This window comes from Psychrobacter sp. L7 (assembly GCF_002810365.1).
Classification (GTDB): domain Bacteria; phylum Pseudomonadota; class Gammaproteobacteria; order Pseudomonadales; family Moraxellaceae; genus Psychrobacter; species Psychrobacter celer.
The window spans coordinates 233175-250920 of record NZ_NEXR01000001.1 but is presented as its reverse complement, the minus strand read 5'-3'; the positions used below and the strand labels follow the sequence as shown (position 1 = coordinate 250920).

Here is a 17746-nt window from a genome sequence, read left to right as displayed (position 1 = left end):
CGGCCGCAACGAGCCTTAATGATTTTGATAAGGGTAGGCTATCGTAACATTTACCCTATCCACGATTACCCGAAAGGGCTATAAATCTCCTCGCAGACAGCGCATAATAAGGCATAACGTATTTGGGCAGATAATAAATAGACAATGACGCCACCTATCATCGATCGAGAGCCTTTTTATAAGATTCATTGATCGAGAGTTTTCGTATAAAAGACACTGTTTAAATACCCCCGACCTAAAACAATCTAATAAAACCAATAACGGAGCATATGATGAGTACACAGGATTTTACCGCAGATAACGCCCCAACCATCACCCACAACGAGTCCGCAAACCGCTTTGAGACCACCATCGACGGTCATACAGGCTATATCAGCTATCAGGAGCGCGACGACAAACTGGTGTATGACCATACCATCGTGCCAAAAGAGCTTGGCGGCCGTGGTCTTGGTACAGCGCTGGTCAAGCATGCTCTCGACTATGCGCGCGCTCATGATAAAAAGGTGGTGCCGCAATGCTCATTTGTCGCCTCCTACATCAATAGACGACCTGAGTATCAAGACTTAGTATAAAGGATTTGGTATAAAAGACTTGATATAAAAGACTGTTCGCCAGTCAGCAGACGTCATCGTTATTTTTAATAAACCAAACCACAGAACAATAAAGGTTATTAATATGAGTAGTTTATCTGACAAACAAATCAATCTACAGTTAGAAGAGCTGGCAGGATGGCAACGTGACGGCAATAGTATTGTCAAAACCTATCACTTTAGCGACTTTATCGAAGCCATGAGCTTTATGAATCAGGCCGCTTTTCATGCGGAGGCGCTCGAGCATCATCCTGAATGGCGCAATATCTACAATGTGGTAGAAGTACGCTTGACCAACCACGATACCGGTGGCGTCTCAAGCTTGGATGTCCGTTTGGCCAAACGCATGGAGCACATCATTCAGCCCAAACGCTTATGAGCGCTACTTGGTAGACAAAAACGGCAGCCACAAAAAAGTCCTCGATTCAAATCGAGGACTTTTTTTACCAAATATACTTAGGCATCTTGCCTGTATATTTAAACTTGCCTGCATATTCAAAATAGTTAAACCTCTTAGCTGCTTAACTGCCGACTACATACGGCGGCTCACAAATGCGACGATAAATAAAATCACCGCCAATGCCAATAAAATATACGCAAAGTTTGCTGATAAGCCTGCGACACCGCCGAAGCCCAAGAAACTTGCTAACAATGCGATAACGGCAAAAATAATAGCCCAGCGAAACATAATCTTCTCCTTGAATGATAATCGAAACCAGATCGCAGATCTGTCTGCTATCCCTTGTTTTCATACTCATTAATTGTTTTTTTTTATACCTATTACAACGGCTTACGACCATAGATTAGCAACATTTGTCGCCAGACAACGTTCATTTTGGTAATAATATCGGTGGATTATGTAACCTTTGTAGCAAATCTTAATACTCGCCAAACCTTGTTTGTGTTTATAAAGATTGTGTGTAGCGACAGTTGGTGTTTTATAAGTCACGCTTTTTTTGTCCATTAAATCTGTTATAAACCCTCATAGTGACCCATTAAAAAAGTGACCCACTAAAAAGCAGCTAGGCGCAGTATGGAGGACACACCCTAATCATCAGCCTTGCTCTCACATTTTTATAGAGAACAGACTGTCGCAACCCAACCATAAAATGACTGTCAGTACTGCACTTGACCAGATGATCATTGAGCAAAAGTTGCTATGATGATGGTAGCTACGATAATGAACGAGCCGCTAAAAACAACCATTCATATAAGGAAGAGAGTTATGGATACCAATACGGATACGACCAATCACACCGCTGCAAACAATACTGAAAAACGACCTTATGCGGTCGTACTCTATGGGGCGACCAGTTTTGTCGGGCAGATTACCGCCCATTACTTGACCCATTTTTTGTCAAATGCCAAAAACAAAGACGGCTCTAATGTCACATGGGCCATCGCCGGCCGTGATGAAGCAAAGCTAAACGACTTACAGTCCAAACTTGTCAGCAAAGTCGACACCATCATCGCCAATAGTAACGACGCCGCCAGCCTCGATGCGATGACCAAACAAACCCAAGTCATCATCTCAACTGTCGGCCCCTACCTCAAGTACGGCGAACCATTGATCAAGTCTTGTGCAGAAAATGGCACCGACTACGTCGATCTGACTGGTGAAGCCATCTTTATCAAAGACATGATGGATAAATATCAGGAGGCGGCAAAGCAAAGTGGCGCTCGTATTGTCAACTCCTGTGGGTTTGATTCCATTCCTTCAGATTTGGGGGTTTATTTTACCCAAAAGCAAGCCGAAGAGAGATTTGGTGAGACATGCGATATCATTCATATGCGCGTCAAGGCAGCAAAAGGTGGGCTGTCTGGCGGCACTATTGCCTCAATGGCAACGATATTTGAAGAAGTCGGAGAAGACAAATCGCGCCGCAAGCAAGTGGCCAACCCTTATTTGCTAAACGATGATAAAGACGCGCCAAACGTACGCCAAGACAACATCAGCAAACCAAAATACGACAGTGAGCACAAACGCTGGCTTGCGCCCTTTGTCATGGCCAGCATCAACACCCGTATCGTCCATCGCACCAACCAACTGCTCGGCTATGAGTACGGGCGTCAGTTTAAATACGATGAAGCGATGTGGATGAAGGACGGCGTCAAAGGTCAACTATCGAGCTATGCGATGAGCGCAGGCTTATTTGGATTTGCCACAGCGATGATGATCAAACCCAGCCGTGAGCTACTATCCAAGCATGTGCTGCCGAAGTCAGGCTCTGGCCCTTCTAAAGAAGAGCAAGAAAACGGCTACTTCGATATTCGTCTGTTCGGTCAAACCACTGGCAACCAGACCATCAACACCAAAGTCACCGGCGATAAAGACCCAGGTTATGGCAGCACTTCGCGTATGTTGTCACAGGCCGCTCTTTGCTTGGCACAAGATATCAGCAAAGACGATGTGGCTGGCGGATTTTGGACGCCAGCGGCCGCGATGGGCGATACCTTACTGTCGCGTTTAGAGGAACATGCTGGTCTTCGTTTTGAGGTGGTCGATGCCTAACATTATTATCATGGATAGATGAGGGGCTGCATCACATGCATCCCAGCCGCACTGTACTTATTTTATAGCAGATCAACTATAGTCTCTGACCGTATCTTATTTATAAGGTGCGGTTTTTTATGGCAAAAATTTTAGAAAATTCAATGAAACTTCAAATGACAAATCTGGGCGGCTGTTAATAAATACAACTAGTGTACTTTTTTAGTGACAGATGTTGCCTGTTCACGATTTTTTTATACATTATGCTACACATTCCTAGCCTAATGTCACAGCCATCTTTTGGTCACTAGCGTAGGATAAAAAGGTCACATAACAAAGGTCGCATAACTTTTTGTGCCTGACCTTTTAAACATCTTATGAAGAATAAACACCTTATAAATACTGCTCCTGACCACTTAGCTTCTGGTAACGCACAATGAGTGGCACATCGTTCATGTTACGTAGCCATGAGAGTGATATAAGACAGAGCAAAATCAATAACAATCAAGAGGGAACCACGATGAAATTGCACGTATTAACCGCCGCTGTATTTACTTCAGGCTTTATGATGTTGGCAAGCTCTGCCAATGCAGCCATGACCACCGATGGCCATGGCAACGTTGGCTATGATAGCTACGATGAGTGCGTCAGCGCAGTCAAAGATGGCTCAGCCAAATTTTATACCCCTTATACTTATCAAAACCCCAAGCGCCAAGCCGGTGAAGCCGCCGTCAAACAAATGACGCTAGCAGAAGTGATGATTCCCCAAAGCGTGGTCGATCGCCGTAACTTACGTACTAAGGATTACTCTGCAGGGGCCTGTGACCTAGGCGTTGGGCAATCAAACGGTCGTTATGGGGTATCGGGCGCGTTGGTCGGCAAGTATGTCCCTATCGCTGCTGATATGCCCGTCAACGTCTATATGGACAAAGCTGGCAACCCAGTTCGCTTGAGTATGCAGCAATGTGACAACCATTTTGGCGATAAATTTCCCACACCTATCGTCAGTGAAGCCCCTGCCCCAGAGGCACAAATTGCGGTCAATGAAGCGCGCAGCGTAGAGCCTGTCGTCGTCGAGACAACGCGCGTGATACGTCCAGCCAAATACAGCGTCAAAGAAGTCATCATCGCCCCAGACGATCAGATCAAACGCGTCAACACCACTCAAGGCACGGCAATCGCCATCGAAGATAGTGCCAATCGCGCTGTGATTGTGGGCGAAGAGGCCGATGCCGACGTCCTTGACAACACAGAGATCAACCAAACCTTCCCTGTGGTTCGCGTTCCTGATGCTGACGAGATGCCTCAGGTAACGAAAGAGGTAAATAAATAAGGGATTGGCATATAATCGCTCTTAAATACGTGCTCACGGCGCCAAAAAACGAAGATAAGCAAAGACAAGCTTGGAAAGAGATTGTCGCAAATGTATTACCAATGTTTCATAATGTTACAAGAAAACACCAAGCTGTTAGAACCTTAATGACTTTACTACTGAAATACTGGCTCTAGAGCTGGTATTTTGCGTTTGGGAATAATAACAAGCTCATATCAGCACATAAGGTAGTGACTCAAAGTTCACTATCTTATGCGCGGATTTGTGGTTTTGTACATAATCATCTTATTATATTTTGGAGTTTTATCATGAAAAACACAGCCTTATCACTACTCATGGGTGCGACGCTTATCTTACCAACTATGGCGATGGCAGCCCCAGTCAACACAGCAGAGGTAACCCCAGCGGATAAACTGGCCGAACCTGTAGACAATACCTTACAGGCCGAAATCGAAGGCCCAGACGGTGAGCTACTGGCCACTCAACCTGGCGCTGTAGAAAGTGAAGAGGCAGTCGCTATCACAGATGCAGCAGCCATGGAGGTGGCGACTGAGGAAGCTGCTGAAGAAGCGACTGAGGAAGAAAATGATGCAATGGCAGCGGCTGGCATGCAACCTGCGCAAACCGAGCAGCCTGCACCAGCACTCAACATGCAGCACAGTGATGCAAACTATCAGCCACTATTGGCAGGTGAAGGCGCAACCGACGACGAAGCTGCCAACACAGAAATCACATTACAAGAAAAGAAAAAAGACAAGCGTGGTGAGCTACTCGCAACGCAGCCTGCGGATGTCGAGTTTAAAGAAAATCGCCGTATCGCTATCGCACGCTAAGATCTGGGCGCAATAATAGCGTCTCGATAATAGCAGCGCCGCAATTATAGCGCCGCTAACAAACAGCATAAACACAGATAGCATTTTGCCTATTAAGGCACAATCGATACAAGCGTATGACACAAAAAAGGCAGCCCAATGGCTGCCTTTTTTATCTTTGATAATACTGATTATTTTTTGCTTTTGGTCACGCCGGCTTCTTGTAGCAGTGCGCCCAAAGTCCCCATTTTGGCTGGTGCGTCGGCTTTTGGCGCCTTGCTGCGGTTCGAGGCACTGTCATTAGCTTGACGATGGTCACGCGGTTTTGTTGCACGTTTATCCGCTGGCCGCTTATTGTTTGGACGATTGCTGCGCGGACGGCTCGCTTTTTCATCACCACCAGTATTGCGGGCCGCAGGCTTGGCAGCTGGCCGCGCTGATTTTTCTGCTTCAGGCTTCATGCTAAAGCCAATACGGCCGCGTTTTTCGTCGATAGAGATGACACGTACCGAGACGATATCGCCTGGTTTGACACGGTTCATCGGATCAGCGACAAAATCATTGGCCATCTGCGAGATATGTACCAGCCCGTCTTGATGCACACCGACATCCACAAAACACCCAAAGGCGGTGACGTTGGTGACCACGCCTTCTAGCTGCATGCCTTCGCTTAAGTCTTTAATGCTATTGACGTCTTCACGGAAGTTGGCGGTCTTAAACTCAGGGCGTGGATCACGCGCAGGTTTTGCCAGCTCTTCAATGATGGCTTTGACACTGACATTGTCGTCATTGGCCGCCAGTGCTGTGGTATCAATGCTATTTAATACGCCATCATTACCCAGTACCTCTGACAATGCTTTACCGGTTTGCGCCAGCAAGCTGTCAACCAATGCATAGCTCTCTGGATGGACGCCTGTCGCATCCAGTGGATTGCTGCCATCGTGGATACGCAAAAACCCTGCCGCTTGCTCAAAGGTCTTGACCCCGAGGCGTGGGACGTTTTTGAGGGCCTCACGGCTATCAAAAGCGCCGTGTTCTTTGCGGTAAGTCACGATTTGCTGAGCGACGTTTTTGTTTAGACCAGCGATATGCGCCAAAATAGCAGGGCTCGCAGTATTCACATCGACACCCACCGCGTTCACACTATCTTGCGTGACTTTGTCTAGGCTGTCGGCCAATTGGTTTTGGTTGACATCGTGCTGATATTGACCCACGCCAATGGCTTTTGGATCGACTTTGACCAGCTCAGATAGCGGATCTTGCAAGCGACGGGCGATAGAAACCGCACCGCGTACCGAGACATCTAAATTAGCAAGCTCATCACTGGCAAGCTCACTGGCAGAATAAACAGACGCGCCTGATTCATTAACGATCACGGCTTTGGCTTTTAATTCAGCGTTGGCGGCCAAAATCTCTTTGATCATCGCATCGGTTTCGCGGCTCGCCGTACCATTACCGATAGCCACCAAATCAACCTTATAAGTGCTTAATAACTCATCGATAACTTTTTTGGCTTCATCCATCTTATTATCAGGAGCAAACGGATACACCGTCGCCACCACAGGCTTGTCTTCATTATCTAACATGACATGGCCTTGGGCATCGACAATCGCCATCTTCACGCCGTGACGGATACCTGGATCGACGCCCAAAATCACCTTGCGGCCAGCAGGTGCAGCCATGAGTAGATGCTGTAAATTATTGGCAAACACCTCAATCGCATCGGCCTCAGCGGTCAGACGTTTTTCGGTCAATAAACGATGCTCGATATGCGGACGCCATTTATCCTTCCAGAGACTGGTCGCCGCCTCCTGCAAAAACTCACGACGGGCAGCAGGCGCTTTGGCATCGATATCAAAATAACTGATGATTTTTTCGATAAAGGGAGCGTCTTCGCCATCAATCTTTAGGCCCAAGACGTTTTCTTGGCGCCCACGCAGCATCGCAAGCAAGCGATGATTGGGCAGACGCGCTAGGCTCTCACTGTGCTCAAAGTAGTCTTTGAATTTTTCGCCCACTTCGCGTTTTTCGTCACTGGCGACAGTCGAGACGATGCTCGCTGTCTTTGCAAAGCCATTACGCAAGTTATCAAGCAAATCCAGCGCTTGCGTCCATTCATCAACGATGATGGCTTGTACGCCCGCCAGTTGTTTGTCTAGATCACCAAAGTCGACCTCTATCTCATTACCCTTGTCATCAGAGATACTGGCTGGTGCCTCATAATCTGCCAATGCATCAGTGGGGGTAATCTCTTGGGTCAACAGCGCTTGTGCTGGTACATCCAAACCGGCAGCGCGGGCTTTGGCCGCAGGAGAGCGGCGGCGCGGACGGTATGGGAGATAGATGTCTTCTAGCTCAAGTTTCGATGTCGCATTGTCAATGCGCGCCTGCAGCTCATTTGTCAAGTTGCCTTGCGTGCTGAGCAGCTCAGTGATTTTGAGGCGGCGGCTGGCCATGTCACGCTCATAGTTGAGCGATTTTTCTAGCGCTCGCAGTTGTGCATCGTCAAGATTTTGCGTCTTTTCTTTACGGTAACGGGCGATAAACGGAACTGTCGCGCCCTCATCATAAAGTTTGACAAACGCATTGACTTGAGCAGTCTTAATGCCAAGCGCGCGAGCAAGCTTGTCGTGAATATTCGCGTGTGTGGTTGCATCCAAAACCTGTGTATTTGTCTGGGTTTGAGATGGCGTTAAGGTATCAGTGCTACTCATATACGTATCAATCGTTGAGAAATGTAGTTTTGCATTATAGCAAAAGCTGCATGAATAAAAATCCTTTTTATCTTTTTGCGCTTTTGCCTAGATTTTATGACCGATATCGCCTTTTATCCTTTCTGTTTCGGCCTTGTTAAACAAACGCATACAGCATTTATCCTGATGGGTGATGCAATTGCTGGTGCAATCTTATACACTAAAGTATCAGCGGCGCAGTTTGGTGATGTCTTGTAGAGCGAATCTCTAAGTCTGACTATTTTGTATCGCTTACCGCCGCTACATAATCGTGTGTACTTCTATATTTAGAAGTCTATAGTCGAACCCAAATAAATCAGATACATGGCTATCAAGTCACTCAATGAAACGGTGTTTTTATATTGGATTGACTATAGGGCATATTAAGAGGGATCTTTGTTGTTAGATAATTTTTTAGACAGTTTTTAATCACAGAGCAAATAATGATAAGGGTGTTGCTCAGCGCAATTTATGCGTGACACCGATAATGAATGTTCATAATAATTTTTATAAGAGGATGCCTGTATGACAGATAATAATAGCCCAGATACTTTGACTCAGCGTATTTTGGTCGTCGATGACGATGCCCGCTTGCGCTCTTTGTTGCAGCGCTTTTTAGAGGACGATGGTTTTGTCGTGCGCACCGCTCACGATGGTAGTCAGATGGATAAGCTGATGCAGCGCGAGTTGTTTTCGTTGGTGGTGCTTGATTTGATGCTTCCTGGTGAGGACGGTATTAGTATCTGTAAGCGCTTGCGTGAAGACAATGCCGACATCCCTATCATCATGCTCACCGCCAAAGGCGGCGACGCTGATCGTATCGCTGGCCTCGAAGCAGGCGCTGATGACTACTTGCCAAAACCCTTTAACCCAAAAGAGCTGCTGGCACGTATCAAAGCGGTACTGCGTCGTCAAAACCGTGAACTGCCGGGTGCGCCAAGCCATCAACTAGAAGTGGTAGAGTTCGGACCATGGACGCTTGATTTATCAACGCGTACGCTCAAACGCGACGGCAATGTCGTGACTTTGACGACAGGCGAGTTTTCCGTCCTAAAAGCCTTGGTGCAACACCCGCGCGAGCCTTTGACTCGTGACAAGCTTATGAATCTGGCGCGGGGCCGTGAATGGGGGGCGATGGAGCGCTCTATTGATGTACAGGTCTCACGCCTGCGCCGCTTGATTGAGGACAATCCGTCACAAGCGCGCTATATCCAGACAGTATGGGGCGTGGGTTATGTGTTTGTACCAGATGAGGCAGAAGCCGAAACCGCCAAGAGCGAATAACCACATTGCCGTCTTTTCGGTTGGTATGTAAGCTGTTTTGCCGTTGGCGATCGTGATCTTTTAGCGCTTATGGCTTTAATCTTTTGCGATAAGCGTTTTAGGTCATCGTGCCGACAGGCAAAATATATCTTTGGGCACGCTTGTTGAGATTATTTTGACATCAACGACTATTTTTCAAAACATACCCTGCACCTTAGTGACAGGGTTTTTGGGTGCTGGCAAAACGACCCTCATCAATCACTTACTGACTACCAAACCGACCGAGCAGCGCTGGGCGCTCTTAATCAATGAGTTTGGTCGTATCGGTATTGACGGTACGCTGCTAAAAGGTGCTGATTGGTGGCAGGCGGCGCAAGAGACGATCGCCGTACGGGAGGTCAGCGGCGGCTGTATTTGCTGCACCAGTCAGCTACCCTTACAAATCGCCATCAGCCGCCTACTCAGTGAGCACAAGCCGCAGCGTTTGCTCATCGAGCCGACCGGACTGGCTCACCCTCGCGAGCTCGTCCAGCAGCTGAGCGAGCCACATTGGCAAACTGCCCTACAGATGCAAGCGGTACTCACCGTCTTAAATGCCAAACAATGGCAACAAGCCAAATATCGTGAGCATGAGGGCTTTGCAGTGCATGTGCAAGAGGCCGATGCACTGATTATCAATCGTTACGATCATCTAAGCGCCGACGAAATACAAGCGCTACAAGCATGGATAGCCACACTGAATCCGCACGCTACTATCATTTGGGCGGCACATGAGCCTGCTGCGGCCGTTAGTCATGACAGCGATCATAGCGATAATCCTGATAACAGCAGCAATGGCAGCAGTGACAAAAATAACACGCTGCCAGCCTATATCGCCATGCTACGCGAGCAGTTGACCAAGCCCAGTCAGTTCTTAAACCGCCAGCATAAGGTTGCGCTTGGGCCATTGGCCAAATCAGTACTTCGCACACCATTGCAGGGTAACACTTCTGCCGTCTTTGCGTTGGCTGATCCTACATTGGCTGGCAATAGCGCCCAAAATAGTACCGATAGCGAGCTGCCTTATCGTTATCACGAGACACAGCAAGACCTGCTCTTGGCCGGTTGGCGACTGCCAGCGCATTATGTGCTTCCCGCAGATACCCTACAAAGTTGGCTGCTGAGGCTACCAAACTGGCAACGCATCAAAGGCGTGGTACACACCTCTGATGGTTGGTTGCAGCTGAACTTCACGCCTGATAGCCTAACTACCCGTACAGTCGGTACGCAGAGCGATAGCCGCTTGGAGGTCATTTTGCAAGGTGCTGACAATGGCAGCAATGATGGCGCTGACTATACGCCTGTCGCTATCGACTGGCAAACCTATGATCGTCAGCTTATGGCAATGGTCGTGGCATTAGGGTAGCGAGCCTCTATTCACTTATTGGTCGCTTCTGTATAGCTTCAATACAGGCTACACACAAAAAAAGCCAATACTGTAGAAGTATTGGCTTTTTCAATTCACTCTTATCATGTGTGCCTGCTATCGAAGCTGACTGTCCTTACTACCGCGCCGATTAAACAGCTCCGTTGCCCGTGCGGCTTGTTCAAGCTCGCTCTGACAGCCGACACAATGCTGCACACCGGGTACGGCCAGTCGCCGTGCTTGTGGAATCGCATTGCCACACTCATCACAAAACTCAGCGCTTTCACCTTTAGGCATAGCCCGTCGCGCCCGCTCTAGTGCGTCGTTGACCGTTGCATCCATTTGCTCGTGCTCAGCACCATCTCTTGACCATCCACCTGCCATAACGTCATCCTATTTATTATTAATGCCATTTGGCTTTTAAACAATAAAATCCTTTAATAACAAATAGATGGGGCTTTATTTATGGATTACAATGCCAGTTAGGGGCGGTAGATGAGGACGCCATCATCAGATATAGGCTAAGCATGATGAGACGTGCCTAAGCCATTTTTCTTATTGGCGATCGCTAGTCTTTTGGTTGCAACGCGACCACTTGCCCGCGCACGCCGATACTGGCATCACTCATCAAGCAGACATAACCTGCCATGATATCCTCAGGGGTTTTTAGGCTCATGGGGTTTTCTCCTGGGTAGGCATGAGCGCGCATGTTGGTACGCGTCCCACCCGGGTTGATACAATTAAAACGTAAATTGGTGGTGTTTTTTGTCTCTTGGGTAAAGATATCGCTCATACCTTCCACTGCCTGCTTGGAGAGCGCATAGGCACCCCAAAACGCGCGCGGATGCGTGCCCACACTACTAGAGGTAAAGACGATAGAGCCATTGTCTGCGTCTTTGAGCAGCGGTAGTAGCGCCTGCGTCAGCATAAATGTCGCCGTACAGTTGACCTTCATCACTTGTGCAAAGGTATCGACGTCATACATCTCAAGCGGTGTCAGCTGCCCAAGCAGACCAGCATTATGCAAGATACCATCTAGCTGGCCGATTTCTTTATCGATCAGCCCCTCTAGCTGCTGCAACTCGGCATAAGTGGCACCCTCTAGGTTCATCGGTAGCATGGCAGGCTGCTTGCCGCCAAAGCTCTCAATCTCATCATAGACATATTCAAGCTTGCTGCTGGTACGTCCGAGCAACAATACAGTCGCGCCATAGCGCGCATAAGTCAAGGCGGCGACCCGCCCGATACCGTCACCTGCTCCTGTCACCAAAATAGTCTTGCCATCCAAGCAGTTGTCAGGGGGCACAAAGCTGCGGATCTCGTCATGTGTCAACGGCTGGGTAAAACCAGCTGTGTCTGTACTGCTCTGCGGTTTGGTTGGCTGATTCGTAGTGTCACTCATGGCATTACTCACTGCTTATTATTAAATAGTTAGGATGCTTAATCGTTATTTCGATAAATGGCTTATAGGCTTAGCTTGTAGCGCTTATCTTGTAGAAGCTATAAATAATCGAACTGACCCGAAGACAATAAAAGTTTATTTAATGCTTCAGGTGTCTCAGTAATATAGTCTGCGCCCCATTTTTTTAGGCTTTTTTGGTCTTCAGGCGGGATATAGCCATAAGCGGCCAAAATCGTCGGCATGCCAGCGGCGTTACCGGCTTCGATATCGCGTATATGATCGCCGACATACAATACGCAGCCTGCCGCACCGCGCGGAATACCGAGCTTCTCTAAGGCCACATACATTGGCTCAGGATCAGGTTTTGAGCGCGAGACATCGTCGGGACACACCAGCACCGCGCAGCGCTCATCTAATTGCATCACACTGAGCAGCTGCTCGGCCAAATAACGCGGCTTATTGGTGACGATACCCCATGGCACGCCTTTTGCTTCCAGTGTGCTCAGTACCTCGTCGAGCGCAGGAAACACGCAGCTATCGACGCAGATGTCTGCTGCGTAATCGTCCAAAAACTGCTGACGAAAGCGCTGCAGCTCTTCATCACTCGCCTGCAGTTGGTCATTATGACGCAGCATCAGCTGCACCATCGCCGAGGCTCCGGCAGAGACTTGCTCTCGAATTTGCCCCTCCGGCGGCGCTTGCCAATCGTTTTCACCGCTCATCTTTGCGATGATGCGGACAAAGTCGGCAGCAGTATCGATTAACGTCCCATCAAGGTCAAATAAAACCGCTTTTACAAATTGGCTCATAATAAATGCTCTTAGTCTAAAAGATAAATGTAGGCAAAATCACTTGAGGGCGGCGCTATCGTAGTGGCTTTTGTACCGCCATCATATAATTGACATCGACGTTTTGTGCCAGCCAGTAGCGTTTGGTCAGCGGATTATAATGCAGGCCAATGATGTCTTGGCGTCTAAATCCAGCATGGACAGCCATTTTGTCAAGCTCAGCGGGGGTGATGAACTTGGCATAATCGTGAGTGCCGCGATCAAGCAGACGCAGCACATACTCTGCACCAATGATGGCAAACAAATAAGACTTGGGGTTGCGGTTGATCGTCGATAGCACGCACACCCCGCCTGGTGCCAGCAGCTCAAAACATGCCTGCACAATCGACTGAGGGTCCGGCACATGCTCCAGCATCTCCATGCAGGTCACCACATCGAACTGACCGGCGTGCGTTTTTGCCAGCGTCTCTACAGGGATATGCTGATAGCGCAGCGTGTGCCCAAGGCCACTTTGCTCGGCGTGGAGAGTAGCAGCTTTTAGGTTTTCGGTTCCCAAATCAATGCCTGTGACATCTGCGCCGCGGCGTGCCATTGACTCTGACAATATCCCGCCGCCGCAGCCTACATCCAGCACTTTTTTGCCCGCCAGACCCTGCTCAGCGGTCTTATCAGTGTGCTGCTTATCAACAGAGGGCTGCGCGCTTTGATAGTCGCGTTTGATATTTTCTTCTATCCAGTTGAGGCGTAGCGGGTTGATTTCGTGCAATGTCGCAAAGGCGCCCGTGCTGCTCCACCACTCCCCTGCCAGCTTATTAAATTTATCCACCTCGCTGGCATCCACATTGATGCTGTTAATCTCGGCATCATTGACGCGGCTATCGGTATGCTCATTGGCAGTTGACGAAGAAGCATGGACTGAGCTCATGATATTTCCTTTATTGTCATTATAAGTGTCGTATATGAAGGGATTGTCGTACAACGTCTACAACGCGCACGACGATACACTCAATATTAGCATGAGAGTAGCGGCTTTGTCGTGAGGTACATCGTCACGGATTGTGAGTCATGGCCATCGATTCGCTCACAGCTTTACAACCATTCGTTAAGAATCGGATTCACAAGCGCCTATGTTTTACGTTATCATAGGCGCTACTCTATGGTAGGTCGACCGTACTCGACACTATATCGTTTATACAGCTTTTAGCACTTTTGGCCTGTCTAAGCGGTAAAACCCATCATCACCCTAAGTTTATACATCTCAAGGATAAAGTATGAAACGTGTCATCACACTGACTGGTCTGGCTATGGCTATTGGTCTTGCCACTATGGGCGCACAAGCTGCCGACTATGTCGCCGGAAAAGACTATCGCGTGCTCGACAATCCAGAAAAAATCAGCGGTGACGCCATCATTGTTCGTGAGTTTTTTTGGTATGGCTGCCCGCATTGTAACGTCCTCAATCCGCATATGGAAAAGTGGGCAAAAACCAAAGACAAAGATGTCGCGTTCTTTAAAACCCCAGCGGCGCTCAACCCTGTTTGGGAAGCCAACGCCCGCGGTTTTTATGCCGCCCAGCTATTAGGGTTTGAAAACAAAACCCACGACGCTTTGTTTGATGCCATTCATAAAGACGGCAAAAAACTCTTTGACCAAGCATCATTGAGCAAGTGGTATGCGTCAAAAGGCGTAGATGAAAAGAAGTTTAACAGCCTATACAACTCGTTTGCCGTCGGTACAAAAATCGGCCGCTCACAAGCTGGCGCAAAGCGTTATCAGCTCTCAGGGGTACCAGCAGTCGTGGTACAAGGCAAATACGTCGTCACCGGTGAAAGCGCCAAAGTACCCAAGGTCGTTGACTATTTGGTTGACAAAGCACGCGCTGAAAAGAAATAAACCCAGCCCTTTAACCGAGCGCTTCGGTCTTATCGCAGCCTCGGGCATATCCTGATAGTAAGCCTATAAACGAAAGCCAATCATTTGATGATTGGCTTTTTTATTTGTTTGCATTTATAGCATTTATAGCGTTTATAATATTGATAGCGACGCTGAGCAGTTATTTTTTGAGCTGCGACAAGATGGCCACTTCTCGTATATAACTGGCCAAATCGGCTTCTGATTCTGCTAGTAGCTCATCATCTTGCATGTGTTTGGCGTACTCAATCCATAACAACAGCTGATACATGCTGTTGCGCTCAGAGGCTTTGTATTGTTTGACAAACTGCTTTAGCGTGCCTTCGTCATTGATATTGAGGCGATCATACCAGCTCTCGATTTTGGAGACTTGCTCTTTTGGAAAATAGGCATCAAACAGCGCTTTGACAAGCTCGTGGCGGTTTTCTTCGCCGATAAGCTTACCCACACGCTTGGTCTGACGATTGCGCGCATTGGCACTGGTAATGTCCGCCAATGCCATCAGCTCAGCCATAAAATAATCACTGGCTGGCAGTTTTTTTAGCTGTTTTTTCGACAAGCTTGCAAGCGGTATGGATAACTGCTGCAAGCGCTCATGGGCTTTTTTGAGTTCTGTGCGCGAGACGCGCATATCCTGTTCTGACCAGTCAATCATAAAAGCGTTCCGAAGTGATGAATAGTAAAATAATAAAGTGCACGTCTGCTAGAGCGTGTCTTTATTGCAAAAATGGTGATAAAAATGAGCTACATTGCGGTCAAACAAGGAAGATAGCGCCGTTAATATCGAGATATAAACCCGCTATTTGACGATGTTTGGCAAAATTTGGCCATTTTTAGCCCATTTAGACAACTATCGAGTGAATTGAAGACACGCCCTAGGGGTTTACCACCGGCTTTTTTCGCGGTGCTTGGCCAACACCTTGACCCCTGCTGGCATGCTCTGTGCCAAACGGCGCTGCAAGGTATCTGTGATAAATACCGAGCGATGCTTACCGCCAGTACAGCCAATCGCCACCGTCACGGTATGACGGTTGTTGTGCAAAAACTCAGGCAGCCAGCGCGTCAAAAACTGCTCGATATCGTCCGTCATTTCTGCCACTTCTGGATAATCGGCAAAAAATGTGGCGACCTCTGCATTTAGACCAGTCGCCGCTCGCAGCTCAGGGTTCCAATGCGGATTGGGTAACACCCTCACATCAAAGACAAAATCAGCATCGATAGGGCTGCCATACTTAAACCCAAAAGACAAAAGATTGATAACAATCTGATTGTCCATGCCGATATGCGCACGTAAGCTGTCTTTTAACTGATGGATATTTAAGCTGCTGGTATCGATTCTGATATCAGCTTGACCTGCTATCGGCTCTAGTAGCTCTATCTCTCTTTTGATAGCCGCTGGCAAGTTAAAGGCGATATGACGGGCATTATCACTGTCCACATCTTGCGACATCAGCGGATGGACACGGCGAGTGGCATTGAACCGCGCGATTAAAGTATGCTCTTGCGCGGTGACATAAACGACTTTGACCGCCTGCTTGCCATACGTTGTTTTTAGCGCCTCATAAGTCTCTGCAAAGTTAGACAAATCAGCGCGCGGTGTGCGAATATCGACCCCAAGGGCGATACGGCGTATACCACTTTCCATCACCAGCTTATGAGCTGCCTGTGGCACCAAAGACAAAGGCAAATTATCGATAGAATAATACCCAAGATCCTCTAAGATATTGAGCACTGATGTTTTGCCAGAGCCTGAGCGACCTGAGACGACAAGGATGCTAAGTGCATCTGCGGCGGCTGACCGTCGCACTTGCTCCAAAGCCTGCTCAGACGGCTGATTGCTATTGTGTTGCTCCATGTCCATCACCCACCTGTCCTAGGTTATCCAAGCCATACATACCAAACCACGCTACTCAGCCATCATAAAAGCGGTCTTGCTTTTGCCACAGAGCAGCTATGGAAATTGTTGTCGGTAGTTGACGCTATTGCTTCCTGCACATTGCGATATTACCATGGCTAATGATATGACGGCGAATTACATAATGACTACTTGATCGTCACTAGCTGATTGTCCAATAAACGCGCGCGCCCCAGCCATGCCGCTACCAAAATAACCATGTCTTGTTCATCTTTATCAAAATCCTCTGTCATAGCATCCAGCTCAGCGGTTTTTATCTCTAAATAGTCAACAATAAACCCTGCATTTGTGAGTTGCTCACGCGTCTGTGCAAGTAGCGCCGCTATGTGCGGCAATATCGAGCCTTGCGGCGCTATCTTTATATCTTGTAATTGCTGCGCCAAATTCTGCAACGCTTGATGGAGCATAGGCGCCACCTGTCGCTCGCTGGCCGTTAGGTACTGATTGCGTGACGATAGCGCCAAACCATCGGCAGCACGGACAATGGGCGCAGCGATAATCTCTAGCGGATAACTAAGGTCTCGCACCAATTGCTTGATAATCGCCAACTGCTGGTAATCTTTTTGTCCAAACACCGCCGCATCAGGCTGGATGATATTGAACAGTTTTGCCACCACGATACCCACCCCATCAAAGTGTCCAGGACGTGACTGCCCGCATAGCTGCGCGCTAATCGTCCCTGCCAGCACTGCTGTCGCGGGCGGCAAGACTGGATACATCTCCTCAATACTGGGGGCAAAAACATAATCGGCCGCCACTGTGGCAAGCTTTGCCACATCGTCGTCCAGCGTACGCGGGTAGCTATCAAAATCCTCACCTTCACCAAACTGTGTGGGATTGACAAAAATACTCACCACCACAATATCAGCGTGTTGCTTGGCGATGTTTACCAGCTCAAGGTGGCCATCATGCAAGTTACCCATCGTCGGCACCAGAGCGATAGATTGCTGAGTGCGATGCGGCTGCAGCGCTGCACGCAAGTCTGATATCTGCTGATAAATGATTGGCATGATAAAGCCTTCTGTTCTTAATAATCGTAATTGCCGAAAGACAAAGTCAAACTCACTAAAAGGTCAAACTATCATCAATTCAACTTAAAACTTAA

General features: G+C 48.2%; 17 protein-coding genes. 8 read left to right on the top strand and 9 right to left on the bottom strand.

What is annotated here, in order from left to right:
- The first annotated feature begins 272 nt into the window (after window positions 1-272).
- Entirely contained in the window at window positions 273-572 is a 300-nt protein-coding gene (locus CAP50_RS01085) for a GNAT family N-acetyltransferase (protein ID WP_100748723.1), read from the top strand.
- A 103-nt stretch (window positions 573-675) separates the two neighbouring features.
- Window positions 676-969, top strand: a complete 294-nt coding sequence (locus tag CAP50_RS01080) for a 4a-hydroxytetrahydrobiopterin dehydratase (RefSeq protein ID WP_100748722.1) — start codon at window positions 676-678, stop codon at window positions 967-969.
- A 153-nt stretch (window positions 970-1122) separates the two neighbouring features.
- Here CAP50_RS01080 and CAP50_RS01075 read toward each other — a convergent pair whose 3' ends face one another.
- Window positions 1123-1278: a DUF1328 domain-containing protein gene (locus CAP50_RS01075; RefSeq protein WP_011512513.1), complete on the bottom strand. Its 156-nt coding sequence runs from the start codon at window positions 1276-1278 to the stop codon at window positions 1123-1125.
- A gap of 537 nt (window positions 1279-1815) precedes the next feature.
- Here CAP50_RS01075 and CAP50_RS01070 point away from each other — a divergent pair.
- The 3 genes from CAP50_RS01070 to CAP50_RS01060 all read left to right on the top strand — a co-directional run bounded on the left by CAP50_RS01070 (window position 1816) and on the right by CAP50_RS01060 (window position 5247).
- A complete protein-coding gene (locus tag CAP50_RS01070) occupies window positions 1816-3102 on the top strand; it encodes a saccharopine dehydrogenase family protein (RefSeq protein ID WP_100748721.1) in 1287 nt (428 codons plus the stop codon).
- Between the two features lie 499 nt (window positions 3103-3601).
- The gene (locus CAP50_RS01065) at window positions 3602-4414 is read left to right on the top strand and encodes a hypothetical protein (RefSeq protein ID WP_100748956.1); all 813 of its coding nucleotides are present in this window, start codon (window positions 3602-3604) and stop codon (window positions 4412-4414) included.
- Window positions 4415-4722: 308 nt separating this feature from the next.
- Complete coding sequence (locus tag CAP50_RS01060) at window positions 4723-5247, top strand: hypothetical protein (protein ID WP_100748720.1); 525 nt, start codon at window positions 4723-4725, stop codon at window positions 5245-5247.
- Between the two features lie 170 nt (window positions 5248-5417).
- Here the strand turns inward: CAP50_RS01060 and CAP50_RS01055 are convergent, their stop codons facing one another.
- Window positions 5418-7940: a Tex family protein gene (locus tag CAP50_RS01055; RefSeq protein WP_100748719.1), complete on the bottom strand. Its 2523-nt coding sequence runs from the start codon at window positions 7938-7940 to the stop codon at window positions 5418-5420.
- A gap of 543 nt (window positions 7941-8483) precedes the next feature.
- Here CAP50_RS01055 and ompR point away from each other — a divergent pair.
- Both ompR and CAP50_RS01045 read left to right on the top strand, forming a co-directional pair.
- On the top strand, window positions 8484-9242 hold the full coding sequence (gene ompR / locus CAP50_RS01050; RefSeq protein ID WP_075102182.1) for an osmolarity response regulator transcription factor OmpR: 759 nt from the start codon (window positions 8484-8486) through the stop codon (window positions 9240-9242).
- Between the two features lie 148 nt (window positions 9243-9390).
- Entirely contained in the window at window positions 9391-10626 is a 1236-nt protein-coding gene (locus tag CAP50_RS01045; RefSeq protein ID WP_100748955.1) for a GTP-binding protein, read from the top strand.
- Window positions 10627-10743: 117 nt separating this feature from the next.
- Here the strand turns inward: CAP50_RS01045 and CAP50_RS01040 are convergent, their stop codons facing one another.
- The 4 genes from CAP50_RS01040 to ubiG all read right to left on the bottom strand — a co-directional run bounded on the left by CAP50_RS01040 (window position 10744) and on the right by ubiG (window position 13741).
- On the bottom strand, window positions 10744-11010 hold the full coding sequence (locus CAP50_RS01040; RefSeq protein ID WP_100748718.1) for a DksA/TraR family C4-type zinc finger protein: 267 nt from the start codon (window positions 11008-11010) through the stop codon (window positions 10744-10746).
- 184 nt (window positions 11011-11194) lie between these two features.
- Window positions 11195-12028: a YciK family oxidoreductase gene (locus tag CAP50_RS01035; RefSeq protein WP_100748717.1), complete on the bottom strand. Its 834-nt coding sequence runs from the start codon at window positions 12026-12028 to the stop codon at window positions 11195-11197.
- Between the two features lie 98 nt (window positions 12029-12126).
- Window positions 12127-12837 (bottom strand): HAD family hydrolase, encoded by a 711-nt coding sequence (locus CAP50_RS01030; RefSeq protein ID WP_100748716.1) that lies wholly within the window; start codon window positions 12835-12837, stop codon window positions 12127-12129.
- A 55-nt stretch (window positions 12838-12892) separates the two neighbouring features.
- A complete protein-coding gene (gene ubiG / locus CAP50_RS01025) occupies window positions 12893-13741 on the bottom strand; it encodes a bifunctional 2-polyprenyl-6-hydroxyphenol methylase/3-demethylubiquinol 3-O-methyltransferase UbiG (RefSeq protein ID WP_100748715.1) in 849 nt (282 codons plus the stop codon).
- A 346-nt stretch (window positions 13742-14087) separates the two neighbouring features.
- On the opposite strand from ubiG, the gene CAP50_RS01020 reads away from it, so the two are divergent.
- Window positions 14088-14708, top strand: coding sequence for a thiol:disulfide interchange protein DsbA/DsbL (locus CAP50_RS01020; protein ID WP_075102176.1), 621 nt, complete (start codon window positions 14088-14090; stop codon window positions 14706-14708).
- Window positions 14709-14868: 160 nt separating this feature from the next.
- Here CAP50_RS01020 and yjgA read toward each other — a convergent pair whose 3' ends face one another.
- From yjgA to panC, 3 genes are all read right to left on the bottom strand, one after another.
- Complete coding sequence (gene yjgA / locus CAP50_RS01015) at window positions 14869-15381, bottom strand: ribosome biogenesis factor YjgA (RefSeq protein ID WP_100748714.1); 513 nt, start codon at window positions 15379-15381, stop codon at window positions 14869-14871.
- A gap of 228 nt (window positions 15382-15609) precedes the next feature.
- Window positions 15610-16587, bottom strand: coding sequence for an RNase adapter RapZ (gene rapZ, locus CAP50_RS01010; protein ID WP_446737497.1), 978 nt, complete (start codon window positions 16585-16587; stop codon window positions 15610-15612).
- 182 nt (window positions 16588-16769) lie between these two features.
- A complete protein-coding gene (gene panC, locus CAP50_RS01005) occupies window positions 16770-17651 on the bottom strand; it encodes a pantoate--beta-alanine ligase (RefSeq protein WP_100748713.1) in 882 nt (293 codons plus the stop codon).
- Between the last annotated feature and the right edge of the window lie 95 nt (window positions 17652-17746).

Excerpts from the sequence above, each read along its gene's own strand:
- CAP50_RS01085 (WP_100748723.1), top strand. The coding sequence starts at position 273 with ATGAGTACACAGGATTTTACCGCAGATAACGCCCCAACCATCACCCAC.
- CAP50_RS01080 (WP_100748722.1), top strand. The coding sequence starts at position 676 with ATGAGTAGTTTATCTGACAAACAAATCAATCTACAGTTAGAAGAGCTG.
- CAP50_RS01075 (WP_011512513.1), bottom strand. The coding sequence starts at position 1,278 with ATGTTTCGCTGGGCTATTATTTTTGCCGTTATCGCATTGTTAGCAAGT.
- CAP50_RS01070 (WP_100748721.1), top strand. The coding sequence starts at position 1,816 with ATGGATACCAATACGGATACGACCAATCACACCGCTGCAAACAATACT.
- CAP50_RS01065 (WP_100748956.1), top strand. The coding sequence starts at position 3,602 with ATGAAATTGCACGTATTAACCGCCGCTGTATTTACTTCAGGCTTTATG.
- CAP50_RS01060 (WP_100748720.1), top strand. The coding sequence starts at position 4,723 with ATGAAAAACACAGCCTTATCACTACTCATGGGTGCGACGCTTATCTTA.
- CAP50_RS01055 (WP_100748719.1), bottom strand. The coding sequence starts at position 7,940 with ATGAGTAGCACTGATACCTTAACGCCATCTCAAACCCAGACAAATACA.
- ompR (WP_075102182.1), top strand. The coding sequence starts at position 8,484 with ATGACAGATAATAATAGCCCAGATACTTTGACTCAGCGTATTTTGGTC.
- CAP50_RS01040 (WP_100748718.1), bottom strand. The coding sequence starts at position 11,010 with ATGGCAGGTGGATGGTCAAGAGATGGTGCTGAGCACGAGCAAATGGAT.
- CAP50_RS01035 (WP_100748717.1), bottom strand. The coding sequence starts at position 12,028 with ATGAGTGACACTACGAATCAGCCAACCAAACCGCAGAGCAGTACAGAC.
- CAP50_RS01030 (WP_100748716.1), bottom strand. The coding sequence starts at position 12,837 with ATGAGCCAATTTGTAAAAGCGGTTTTATTTGACCTTGATGGGACGTTA.
- ubiG (WP_100748715.1), bottom strand. The coding sequence starts at position 13,741 with ATGAGCTCAGTCCATGCTTCTTCGTCAACTGCCAATGAGCATACCGAT.
- CAP50_RS01020 (WP_075102176.1), top strand. The coding sequence starts at position 14,088 with ATGAAACGTGTCATCACACTGACTGGTCTGGCTATGGCTATTGGTCTT.
- yjgA (WP_100748714.1), bottom strand. The coding sequence starts at position 15,381 with ATGATTGACTGGTCAGAACAGGATATGCGCGTCTCGCGCACAGAACTC.
- rapZ (WP_446737497.1), bottom strand. The coding sequence starts at position 16,587 with ATGGACATGGAGCAACACAATAGCAATCAGCCGTCTGAGCAGGCTTTG.
- panC (WP_100748713.1), bottom strand. The coding sequence starts at position 17,651 with ATGCCAATCATTTATCAGCAGATATCAGACTTGCGTGCAGCGCTGCAG.